This window comes from Rhizobium sp. P1_E6, assembly GCF_056405875.1.
In genome coordinates this window covers 1-11230 of sequence record NZ_JBFUBG010000051.1, presented here as the reverse complement: position 1 = coordinate 11230, position 11230 = coordinate 1, and the positions used below count along the sequence as shown (strand labels likewise).

General features: G+C 58.4%; 12 protein-coding genes. 2 read left to right on the top strand and 10 right to left on the bottom strand.

The window, feature by feature from the left end:
• Positions 1 to 46 precede the first annotated feature (46 nt).
• Positions 47 to 367: a thioredoxin gene (trxA, locus tag AC1D35_RS21860; protein ID WP_113300861.1), complete on the top strand. Its 321-nt coding sequence runs from the start codon at positions 47 to 49 to the stop codon at positions 365 to 367.
• Positions 368 to 415: 48 nt separating this feature from the next.
• Here the strand turns inward: trxA and AC1D35_RS21855 are convergent, their stop codons facing one another.
• The 10 genes from AC1D35_RS21855 to AC1D35_RS21810 all read right to left on the bottom strand — a co-directional run bounded on the left by AC1D35_RS21855 (position 416) and on the right by AC1D35_RS21810 (position 10350).
• Positions 416 to 1768 carry a bifunctional folylpolyglutamate synthase/dihydrofolate synthase gene (locus AC1D35_RS21855; RefSeq protein WP_113308150.1) on the bottom strand — a complete coding sequence of 451 codons (1353 nt, stop codon included), beginning with the start codon at positions 1766 to 1768 and terminating at the stop codon, positions 416 to 418.
• Positions 1769 to 1798: 30 nt separating this feature from the next.
• Complete coding sequence (gene accD / locus AC1D35_RS21850) at positions 1799 to 2701, bottom strand: acetyl-CoA carboxylase, carboxyltransferase subunit beta (RefSeq protein ID WP_113300859.1); 903 nt, start codon at positions 2699 to 2701, stop codon at positions 1799 to 1801.
• A 39-nt stretch (positions 2702 to 2740) separates the two neighbouring features.
• Positions 2741 to 3580 (bottom strand): tryptophan synthase subunit alpha, encoded by an 840-nt coding sequence (gene trpA, locus AC1D35_RS21845; protein ID WP_113308151.1) that lies wholly within the window; start codon positions 3578 to 3580, stop codon positions 2741 to 2743.
• A 5-nt stretch (positions 3581 to 3585) separates the two neighbouring features.
• Entirely contained in the window at positions 3586 to 4806 is a 1221-nt protein-coding gene (gene trpB, locus AC1D35_RS21840) for a tryptophan synthase subunit beta (RefSeq protein ID WP_113308152.1), read from the bottom strand.
• Between the two features lie 2 nt (positions 4807 to 4808).
• The gene (locus tag AC1D35_RS21835; RefSeq protein WP_113308153.1) at positions 4809 to 5477 is read right to left on the bottom strand and encodes a phosphoribosylanthranilate isomerase; all 669 of its coding nucleotides are present in this window, start codon (positions 5475 to 5477) and stop codon (positions 4809 to 4811) included.
• Positions 5478 to 5551: 74 nt separating this feature from the next.
• Positions 5552 to 6310, bottom strand: a complete 759-nt coding sequence (locus AC1D35_RS21830; protein ID WP_113308154.1) for a YgjP family zinc-dependent metalloprotease — start codon at positions 6308 to 6310, stop codon at positions 5552 to 5554.
• A 90-nt stretch (positions 6311 to 6400) separates the two neighbouring features.
• Positions 6401 to 6835, bottom strand: coding sequence for a DUF2852 domain-containing protein (locus tag AC1D35_RS21825; RefSeq protein ID WP_113308155.1), 435 nt, complete (start codon positions 6833 to 6835; stop codon positions 6401 to 6403).
• A 144-nt stretch (positions 6836 to 6979) separates the two neighbouring features.
• Positions 6980 to 8254: a polyhydroxyalkanoate depolymerase gene (locus AC1D35_RS21820; RefSeq protein ID WP_113308156.1), complete on the bottom strand. Its 1275-nt coding sequence runs from the start codon at positions 8252 to 8254 to the stop codon at positions 6980 to 6982.
• 207 nt (positions 8255 to 8461) lie between these two features.
• Positions 8462 to 9304 (bottom strand): fumarylacetoacetate hydrolase family protein, encoded by an 843-nt coding sequence (locus AC1D35_RS21815; RefSeq protein WP_113308157.1) that lies wholly within the window; start codon positions 9302 to 9304, stop codon positions 8462 to 8464.
• A gap of 92 nt (positions 9305 to 9396) precedes the next feature.
• Entirely contained in the window at positions 9397 to 10350 is a 954-nt protein-coding gene (locus AC1D35_RS21810; RefSeq protein WP_113308158.1) for a glutathione S-transferase family protein, read from the bottom strand.
• 193 nt (positions 10351 to 10543) lie between these two features.
• Between AC1D35_RS21810 and AC1D35_RS21805 the strand changes: the two genes are divergently transcribed.
• The gene (locus tag AC1D35_RS21805) at positions 10544 to 11143 is read left to right on the top strand and encodes a nitroreductase family protein (protein WP_477940045.1); all 600 of its coding nucleotides are present in this window, start codon (positions 10544 to 10546) and stop codon (positions 11141 to 11143) included.
• The last annotated feature ends 87 nt before the right edge of the window (positions 11144 to 11230 follow it).

The window sequence follows — 11230 nt, the reverse complement described above, 5'->3', positions numbered from 1 at the left end:
CACCCTCACATCTTATCCAACACCAAATCCGGTAAAGGAGCAGCCTATGGCTACCGTTAAGGTCGATATCAACAACTTCCAGTCGGAAGTTCTGGAGTCCGTAGAACCCGTCGTCGTCGATTTCTGGGCTGAGTGGTGTGGTCCGTGCAAAATGATTGCTCCGAGCCTCGAAGAAATCGCCACGGAACTGGCCGGCAAGGTAAAGGTCGTCAAGCTCAACATCGATGAGAACCCGGAACTAGCGGCTCAGTTCGGTGTTCGCTCGATCCCGACGCTTGCGATCTTCAAGGGCGGCGAAGTTGCCGACATCTCTGTCGGCGCAAAGCCGAAGACGGCGCTTTCCAACTGGATCTCCAGCGCAGCCTGACGATATCGACAGATTCAATGTGAAAAGCCCGGCATCTGCCGGGCTTTTTCATTTGGGCGGTGTACCGTTTTCTGCCAGAACATCGCCAACGAGATAAAGGGAGCCACCGATCAGAATGCGGGGTGGCGGGCCTTCGGGGTCGACGACCGAAGAAATAGCGTCCAGAGCATCGGTGACTGATGACATCGGTTCGGCCACAAGGCCGGCTTCATAGGCGGTATTGGCGAGAATGACCGGATCGATCATCGCTTCGCTACCGCGGATCGGCACACAATAGACCTTTTCCACCAATCCAGTGAAGGCCTTGAAATAACCGACCGGATCCTTGGTGTTGATCATGCCCGAGATCAGGAACAGCGGACGTGGCTGACGCTCTTCGAAATTCGCCATGGCCTCGGCGATCACCTCACCGGCGCCCGGATTGTGGCCTCCATCGATCCAGATTTCCGATTTCGCCGGCGCATGGCTCAACAGCCTGCCTTCCGTGAGTTTCTGCAGGCGGCCCGGCCATTCCACCGTTCCCATCGCTTTTTCCATCATCGGATCGGTGACCGTGAAGCCCGCAGCCTTGACGGCGCGAATGGCAGCAGCAGCGTTGGCATATTGATGACGGCCAGGAAGGCGCGGCAGGGGCAGGTCCGCCAGGCCGAATTCATCCTGATAGATCAGCCGGCCGTATTCCTCATGCGCCATGAAATCCTGGCCGAAGATGGCGCTCGGGCAGTTCAGCCGCTCGGCGGTCGACATCAGCATGTCAAGCGCCGCGTCATAGTCCTGATGGCCGATGACCACGGGACGACCGCGCTTCATGATGCCGGCCTTTTCGGCCGCGATGAGTTCCACCCGGTCGCCGAGATAGGGCTGGTGATCCAGCGAAATCGGCATGATGACCGAAACGGCGGGATCCTGAATGACATTGGTGGCATCGAAGCGTCCACCGAGGCCAACCTCGATGATCGCGGCATCGGCTGCCTGTTCGGAAAAAAGGATGAAAGTGACTGCCGTCAGGATTTCGAAGACGGTGATCTTCTGACCGCCATTGGCCTCGGCCACACGCCTTAAAGCTTCAGCGAAGACAGCGTCGTCGACCAGTTGCCCGCGCCCGCCCGCAACACCCATGCGGTAACGCTCATGCCAGTTGACGAGATGCGGAGAGGTATGGACGTGGACGCTATAACCGCCCGCTTCCAGCAGCGCGCGGCAGAAAGCTGTCGTCGAGCCCTTACCGTTGGTGCCGGCAACATGGATGACAGGCGGGAGATTGCGCTCGGGATTGCCGAGCGCCTCAAGAAGGCGCTGAATGCGGTCCAGGGACAGATCGTAGCCCTTGGGATGCAATCCCATGAGCTTTCCGATCTCCTGTGCCGCCTCACTCACCGCGACCTGGCCTCTGTCTGTCATCGGCCCGCCCTATCCTATCGGAACCGTGGCTCAGGCGCTCGCCGCCAGAGCAATCACGCCATTTGCATCATTTGCAGCCGAAACCGGCTTCTTGGTCAGGATCTTCAAGAGGCGCGCCAGCGTCTCGGGGATATCGTGACGCTTGACGACCATATCGACCACGCCGTGTTCCAGCAGATATTCCGATGTCTGGAAGCCTTCCGGGAGCTTTTCCCGCAGCGTCTGTTCGATGACGCGCTTGCCGGCAAAGCCGATTTCGGCGCCCGGCTCGGCCAGATGAATATCGCCGAGCATGGCGTAGGATGCGGTCACGCCGCCGGTGGTCGGATTGGTCAGAACCACGATATAGGGCTGGCCCGCTTCCTTCAGCATATCGACGGCAACCGTCGTGCGCGGAAGCTGCATCAACGAAAGGATGCCTTCCTGCATGCGCGCGCCGCCCGAAGCCGGGAACATGACAAGCGGGCACTTTTCAGCGATCGCGCGTTCGAAGGCTTTGACGATCGCTTCGCCGGCAGCCATCCCGAGCGAGCCACCGATGAAGTTGAATTCGTGAACGATCGCGACGAGCTTCAGACCCTTTACACTGCCGAGACCGGCGAGGATCGTATCCTCCTGCTCCGTTTTGAGGCGGCTGTCGCGCAGACGGTCGCTGTATTTCTTGGAATCGCGGAACTTCAGCGGGTCCTGGGCGACCTTCGGCTGCGGCAGGGCTTCATAGTCGCCATTGTCGAACAGGTCGGCAAGACGCGCCTTCGCCGGCATTTTCATGTGATAGCCGGAGGCGGGAATGACCCATTTATTGCCTTCGAGGTCTTTGTGAAAGACCATCTCGCCCGTTTCCGGGCACTTGATCCAGAGGTTCTCCGGCACTTCGCGACGGCCCAGCATGGAATTGATCCGCGGGCGAACGTAGTTAGTGATCCAGTTCAACTCGAATACTCCTGATTGACCAGTGCCAATGTGGGGAAACTATTCGGCAGCAACAAGGCGTGCCGATCGCGTTCCTGTGGAAAGACCGCGAACCAGCGTCGCAACGGCCTGAACCGTGTCCGCCGTCGCCTTTCCATCCGCCGTCAGGCTGGTGGCTACCTGATTGACGATTGCCGTGCCGACGACCACGCCATCGGCCGAGCCGCCGATGACCTTGGCATGTTCGGCCGTCTTGACGCCGAAACCGACGCAGACCGGCAGTTCGGTGTGCTGCTTGATACGCTTGACCGCACCCGAAACCAGCGACGGCTCCGGCAGGGCCGAACCGGTAATGCCGTTCATCGAGACATAATAGACGAAGCCCGACGTGTTTTTCAGAACGGTCGGCAGGCGTTTTTCGTCCGTCGTCGGCGTTGCCAGACGAATGAAATTGATGCCTTTCCTCAGCGCCGGGATGCAGAGTTCGTCATCCATTTCCGGCGGCAGGTCGACAACGATCAAGCCGTCGATACCGGAAGCAAGTGCATCATCAAGGAATTTTTCGACGCCGTAGACGTAGATCGGATTGTAGTAACCCATCATCACGATCGGCGTTGCGTCATTCGTCTTGCGGAAATCGGCAGCGAGCAGCAGCGTCTTCTGCAGCGTCTGGCCGCCTTTCAGCGCGCGCTGTCCAGCCAGTTGGATCGCCGGGCCATCGGCCATAGGGTCGGAGAAAGGCATGCCGAGCTCGATGACGTCGGCGCCGGCTTCCGGCAGTGCCTTCATGATGCCGAGCGAGGTCGCGTAGTCGGGATCGCCGCCCATGAAGTAGGTTACGAGCGCCGGGCGACCTTCTGCCTTCAGATCGGCAAAGCGTTTATCCATACGTGCGGTCATGTCTATTACAGTCCCATTCCCAGGATCTTGCCGACGGTGAAGATATCCTTATCGCCACGGCCAGAGAGGTTCATCAGGATGATCTCTTCCTTGCCCATAGTGGGCGCACGCTTGATGACTTCGGCAAGCGCATGCGAAGGCTCGAGCGCCGGGATGATGCCTTCGAGGCGCGTCAGCGTCTGGAAGGCTTCGAGCGCCTCGTGATCCATGATCGGCACGTATTCGGCGCGGCCGATATCGTTCAGCCACGAATGCTCCGGGCCGATGCCGGGGTAATCGAGGCCAGCCGAGATCGAATGGCCTTCCTTGATCTGCCCGTCATTGTCCTGCAGCAGATAGGTGCGGTTGCCGTGCAACACACCGGGCGAGCCGGCGGTGATCGAGGCGCAGTGCTCGTCGCCCTGCAGACCCTTGCCGCCGGCTTCGACGCCGACAATCTTCACACCCTCGTCATCGAGGAAGGGATGGAAGATGCCGATCGCATTCGAACCGCCGCCGACAGCAGCGATGACGAGATCCGGCAAACGGCCTTCAGCCTCAAGCATCTGCTGCTTGGCTTCCGTGCCGATCACGGCCTGGAAGTCACGCACCATTTCCGGATAGGGATGCGGGCCGGCAGCAGTGCCGATCAGGTAATAGGTATCGTCGACGTTGGTGACCCAGTCACGCAGCGCCTCGTTCATCGCATCCTTCAGCGTGCCGCTACCTGCCGTAACCGGCTTTACCTCAGCCCCCAGCAACTTCATGCGGAAAACATTCGGCGCCTGGCGCTCGACGTCGGTTGCGCCCATGTAGACGACACAAGGAAAGCCGAAACGGGCGGCAACGGTTGCCGATGCAACCCCGTGCTGACCGGCGCCGGTTTCAGCGATGATGCGCGTCTTACCCATGCGCTTGGCGAGCAGGATCTGGCCGATGCAATTGTTGATCTTGTGCGAGCCGGTATGGTTCAACTCTTCGCGCTTGAAATAGATCTTGGCGCCGCCGAGATGCTGCGTCAGGCGCTCTGCGAAATAGAGCGGGCTCGGACGGCCGATATAATGGGTACCGAGATGCTTCAGTTCCGCCTGGAATTCCGGGTCCTTCTTCGCTTTTTCCCACTCGTCCTGCAGCTCGAGGATCAGGGGCATCAGGGTTTCGGCCACGAAGCGGCCCCCGTAAATGCCAAAGCGTCCATCTTCATCCGGACCGGACCGGAAGGAATTCGGTTTAGGCGTCTGGTTCACTTTCAACTCCCTGAGGTCGTTTCAGGCAAACATGCCTCTTCGACCGCATCGAAAAACTCATCGATCATCGCTACGCTTTTCACACCCGGCGCACTCTCGACACCCGAGGCAGTATCGACACCCGGCGCCCTGGTGATTGCAAGTGCTTGCCCGACATTGGCCTTGTTGAGCCCACCGGAAAGCATGTAGTCGACACTGCCGTCAAGCCAGCTGAGCAGGCTCCAATCAAAGGAAACGCCGTTACCACCAGGCAGTTCAGAGCCTTTCGGCGGCTTGGCATCAAAGAGGAAACGGTCGGCGATGCCGATATAGGCTTCCACCCTTTTCAGGTCATCGGCGGTACGAACAGGCAATGCCTTGATGACAGGGAGGCCGTAGACCGCCTTGACGGTCAGCACCCGCTCCGGGCTTTCGCTGCCGTGCAACTGCAGCATATCGGGACGCAAAAGCGCAACGATTTCATCGAGATCGTCGTTACTCGGATCGACCACGACGGCAACGATCTTCGCCTTGCCGCGCGCCGGTTCGGCGAGCTTGCCGGCAATATCAGGCTCGACGTAACGAGGGCTCTTTTGAAAGAAGTTAAAGCCGAGATGCGTCGCGCCACGCTTCAATGCGCGTTCGATGGCCTCAGGCGTCTTCAAACCACAGATTTTGATATCCGGTCTCATGGCAGCGAAGTGACATGAAACGGGCAAAGAGTCGAGCCAATTTGCGATGCGGCCTAAATTTAAGGCGGCCGGATTTAATCGAAGTCTATGGCGTGCAACTGGCTGCCCTGGCGCTTCAGCCAGGACTTTGCCTCTTCCATATGGGGGCAAAGTTTCTTGCAGAGCGCCCAGAAGTGCGGGCCATGGTTCATTTCCTTCAGATGCGCCACTTCATGGGCGGCAAGGTAGTCGACCACCGAAGGCGGCGCCATGACGATACGCCAGGAGAAGCTCAGATTTCCCTCCGAAGAACAGGAGCCCCAGCGGCTGCGAGTATCCTTCATGGAGATGGAGCGGATCGGCGCCTTGATGGAGGCGGCATGCATGCGCGACAATCTTTCGAGATCGACGCGAGCTTCCTTCTTGAAAAAGGCAGCGATGCGGCGGCCGACATGTTCCGGCAGGCCGCTTACGCGAAGGACAGATCTGCCATCCACCACCACCGCTTCGGTCAGTCCGCGCAGGCTGCCGGTGTGCTCGATGCGATGTTTGATACCGCGGAAGAGAATTTCGCCGCCATGCCGCAGGTTCGTTTCGGTTGAGAATTTCGCAAGCTTGGTCAGCAGCCAGCCTTGATGACGATCGAGGAAGGCGTTGACTTCGCGGGCGGCAAGTCCCTTCGGGACCGTCATTTTCAGCGCCCGGCCGCCCGGCTCGATACGAAGCGTAATGCGGGTGGCGCGATCATGCTGCTTGATCGTCAAGGGCATCAGACGACCGGCAACATCGAGCGTCCGCGTTTCAGGCGGCGCCGGTTTTTTTGTCGGACGGCGGATCTTCAGAAGCGGAAACATAGGGATTTTCTATACGATTCGTCGGAAATCCGGGCAAAGAAAAACCGGCATCGAAAGCGATGCCGGCCATAGATTTTATGTGATCACGCTTTACGGCGTCTGGTACTCTGCGACCGGGCCATTATCCTCACGCCGGTTGTTCTTGCGCTCGCGCATGAAGCGATCGAATTCTTCCTGATCCTTGGCGCGACGAAGCTCGCGCAGGTAGGAATCGAATTCCTCACGCATTTCATCAAGCTTGCGGCGCTCTTCCTCCATGCGATCGAGCTCGGCCTTGCGCCAATCGTCAAAGGCGACGTTGCCCGTCGAGAAGTGCGGGCGGTGACGGCCATGCGAACGGCGGCAGCCTGCAAAGAAGCCATCCGTCGCCTGGTTGACGTCACGCTTGAAGCCGCGCAGCCGCTCGCCAAAGATGATGTAGGCAAGCATGGCCAGCCCCAGAGGCCAGAAAACCATGAAGCCGAGGATCATCAAGGCAACGGTAGCCGGAGTCCAATCCGGGCGAAGCAATGCTGACTGGTTCATCGTGCGGTATCCTCGCGTTCAGCACCCGACACTATGCCGAGTGCTGAAAAAACAGATGGTTACCGCTGAACCGGCCTTCAAGACGATTTGAGGTTAAATCGAACAAGGCCTTGAATCGATGACATTAAATCAGCGTTTTCTAACTCACGCCGATTTGCCGCCCTTTATGACGCGCTGAACCGGCGGTTTCTTCGCGCGGGAATGCTGGCGCGTGAAGTTGACGATGCGGGGCGCAATCTCGCGGCGGAAGCGCGATCCGTTGAAGACGCCGTAGTGGCCGACATCCGGCTGCAGGTAATGCATACGCATCTCCTCAGGGATATTCACGCATATGGTCTGGGCCGCCTCGGTCTGGCCAACACCCGAGATGTCGTCGTTCTCACCTTCGACCGTCAGCAATGCGACGTTGCGAATTGCGGCGGGATCGACGCGCTTGCCGCGATGCATGAGTTCGCCCTTCGGCAGCGCATGCTTCATGAAGACCTGTTCGACCGTCTGCAGGTAGAACTCCGCGGTCAGGTCCATGACCGCAAGGTATTCGTCGTAGAAATCGCGGTGCTTTTCCGGCTCGCCGTCGTTCTTCACGAGATGCATGAAGAATTCCTTGTGGGCGATCAGATGCCGGTCGAGGTTCATCGACATGAAGCCGGAGAGCTGCAGGAAACCCGGATAAACAGGACGCATGAAGCCTGGCTGCGGCCAGGGCACGTTCATGACGACGTTATCGGCAAACCATTCGAGCGGGCGCTCCTTGGCAAGCTTGTTGACGGCTGTCGGATTGATGCGGGTATCGATCGGCCCACCCATCAGCGTCATGGACGACGGCGCAAGCGGATCCTTGGCTTCTTCCATGATTGCGGCAGCGGCCAAGACCGGCACGGAAGGCTGACAGACGGCGATGACATGGGTGTCATGACCGAGGAAATGCAGCATCTCGATGACGTAGTCGATATAATCGGAAAGGTCGAAGGTACCCTCCGTCATCGGTACCATGCGCGCATCGATCCAGTCGGTGATGTAGATATCGGCGTTCGGCAGCAATGCCTCGACAGTACCCCGCAGGAGGGTCGCATAGTGGCCGGACATCGGCGCCACGATGAGGATGCGCGGATCGCCGCCGTGACCAGCCGGGACATCGCGCGAAAAATGCAGGAGGTTACAGAAGGATCGTGCCCAGACGATTTCCTCGCGTACCGCAACCTTCTTGCCGCCGATCGAGGTTTCGTTGAGCCCGAATTCCGGCTTGCCGTAACGGCGAGTCGTTCGCTCGAACATTTCGAGACTGGCTGAAATGGTGCGGCCCATCGGGGTCTGCGAGAAGGGGTTCAGCGGATTGGAGTAGGCGAACCGCATGATATCGGCCGCAGCACGGAACGGTGCCAAGGCTGCGTGGTTCAATTCATAAAGCTGGTAAAACATGAGGGGGCGCCACCTTTCTCTATCCGGCAAAGACGACGCTGATTGAAGGGCGCCGGACTCTTTCCGTTAACGCTGGCACATCAACGCAGGCTAACAGGTTTTTGTTGCACAGCAACATAACATTCGTCCTGCAAAGAAAAATGCCGGAAAATTGACCTCCGGCATTAGCTTGGCGCACAAAGTTTAAGCTTCCCTGCAGAAATGCCGTTAACGGTCCGCTACGAAGAGCTGTTTCTGGGTGCCGAGGCCTTCGATACCGAGTTCGACGACATCACCATCCTTCAGGAAGCGCGGCGGCTTCATGCCCATGCCGACGCCCGGAGGCGTGCCGGTCGAGATGACATCGCCAGGGTGCAGGGACATGAACTGGCTGAGATAAGACACGACGAAAGCCACGCCATAGACCATCGTCTTGGTGGAACCGTTCTGCATCGTCTGACCATTGACCTTGAGCCACATGTTGAGGTTCTGCGGATCGGCAATTTCATCCTTCGTGACGAGCCAGGGGCCGATCGGGCCGAAAGTGTCACAGGACTTGCCCTTGGTCCACTGGCCCGAACGCTCGCTCTGGAAGGCGCGCTCGGAAACGTCGTCGGAAACGCAGTAACCAGCGACGTAATCCAGCGCTTCGGCCTCGCTCACATATTTCGCGGTCTTGCCGATAACGACACCAAGTTCGACTTCCCAGTCGGTCTTTTCAGAACCACGCGGGATCAGCACATTGTCGTTGGGACCGACGATCGCCGAGGTCGCCTTCATGAAAATGACGGGTTCGGGCGGCACGGTCGCGCCGGTTTCGGCTGCATGGTCCGAGTAGTTCAGGCCGATGCAGATGAATTTGCCGGTGCCGGCAATACAGGCGCCGATGCGGCCGGGCGCCAGCTCCGGCAGGCTTTTCGGATCAAGGGCCGCAATCTTCGCAAGACCTGCCGGCGTGATTGCCTCGCCGCCGATATCGGCTACGTGAGCGGAAAGATCACGGATCTTGCCATCGGCATCGAGCAGAGCCGGCTTTTCGTGGCCCGCTTCTCCAACGCGCATCAGCTTCATGAATGTCCTCCTCAATGGAAAGCAGATGCGCCACCTATGAACGAATTATTCATCGGTGTCATTATGACTTGCCCCGGAAGCGGTACGCCCGCTTAGAAAATTTCCGCCAGCGACGGACCAACCGGGACGATGTGTGTCGGGTTGAGGCTCTCGATCGAATAGTACCCGCGCTTGATGTGATCGAAATTCACCGTCCCCGCGATGCCGGGCCAATCCAGCATCCGGCGGCAAAAAGCCTTGAGATTGGCGTAATCGGAAAGACGCCGAAGATTGCATTTGAAAAGGCCATGATAGGCGACATCGAAACGTACGAGCGTGACGAACAGGCGGATATCGGCTTCCGTCGGATGGTCGGCAAACAGGAAGCCGTGCCCTTCAAGCTGCGGTTCGATCCAGTCGAGGCAGCCAAAGACCTCGGCAAAAGCCTCCTCATAGGCAAGCTGGGTCGTCGCAAAGCCGGTGCGGTAAACACCGTTGTTCAATGACGGATAGATGCGATCGTTGAAAGCGTCTATCTCGGCCCGTCGAGCAAGGGGATAGAGATCGATGTCACCGTCGGCGAGATCGCCAAAACCATTATTCAGCATGCGCAGGATATCGGACGATTCGTTGTTGACGATTGTTTCGCGTTTCTTGTCCCACAATACCGGCACCGTGGCGCGTCCCGTGAAATCAGGATCCGCTTTCGTATAGATTTCATGGATGTAAGTGGCACCGTTCACCTCATCGGCGGTAGCTCCGGGATAATCTCCAAAACGCCAGCCCTGCTTGCTGAGCGCTGGTTCGACAATCGAAACCGAGATGACATTCTCAAGCCCCTTAAGCTTGCGGCCTATCAGCGTTCGCGAAGCCCAAGGGCAGATATAGGCGACATAGAGGTGGTAGCGGCCTGCTTCGGCGACAAAACCGCCCTCACCCGTCGCGCCTGCATTGCCGTCGGGTGTCACCCAATTGCGGAAGCTCGATATCTGGCGGACGAAGCCGCCCTTCTCATCCTTCGCCTGGACCGGTTGCCAGTCCTCGGTCCATTTGCCATTCACCAGCATCGCCGCATCTCCTGATCTATCGGATTTGAGGCTGCTTTACCGAGACTTCTTCGCGCGCGTAAGCCCAGTTTCTGGAAACAGATTGTACACTCGCTGCGATCAAAGGATGCTTGCCAAGCGAGCAGGCACGGAAATATCACTATGTGATCTCCGCTGTGGAATCCCCATCCATCGCCAACTTCCGGAAGCCAGCATGACAAAAACCAATAGCCGCGAATCCGAATATCCTGTCGATCCGATGTTTCTGGATCGCTGGTCACCACGCGCCTTCACAGGCGCGATCATCCAAGAAGCCGAGCTTCTGACACTGCTCGATGCGGCGCATTGGGCGCCATCCTCTGCAAACAACCAGCCATGGCGGTTTATCTACGCTCTGAAGGGTTCCGAGCACTGGGAGAAATTCGTTAGCCTGCTCAATGAATCCAATCAGGAATGGGCGAAGAACGCTTCGGCACTGATCTTTGTGGTCTCGCGCAGCTTCAACGGCGCCCGCGGCACCAGTGAAGAACGACCGAGCTACACGCACTCCTTCGATGCCGGGACCGCCTGGGGATACCTCGCTATCCAAGCCCGCATCTCCGGCTTCTATGCGCATGGCATGGGCGGCATCAAGCATGACGAGATCAAGGAAAAGCTTGACGTTCCCGACGGTTATCGCGTCGAAGCCGGCATTGCCGTCGGCCGTATCGCCGACAAGAGTGTTCTTTCAGAACGCAATCAGGAACGTGAATTCCCAAGCCAGCGCAAGCCGCTCTCCGAGATTGCCTCCAACGGCCATTTCGTCGGCAAGTGATGATCTAAAACAAATATGCCCGGCGAGACTGCTGGCGGCGGGGCTTATTGTGATCGCCTTCAGATCAGATATCGAGGTTTGCAACGC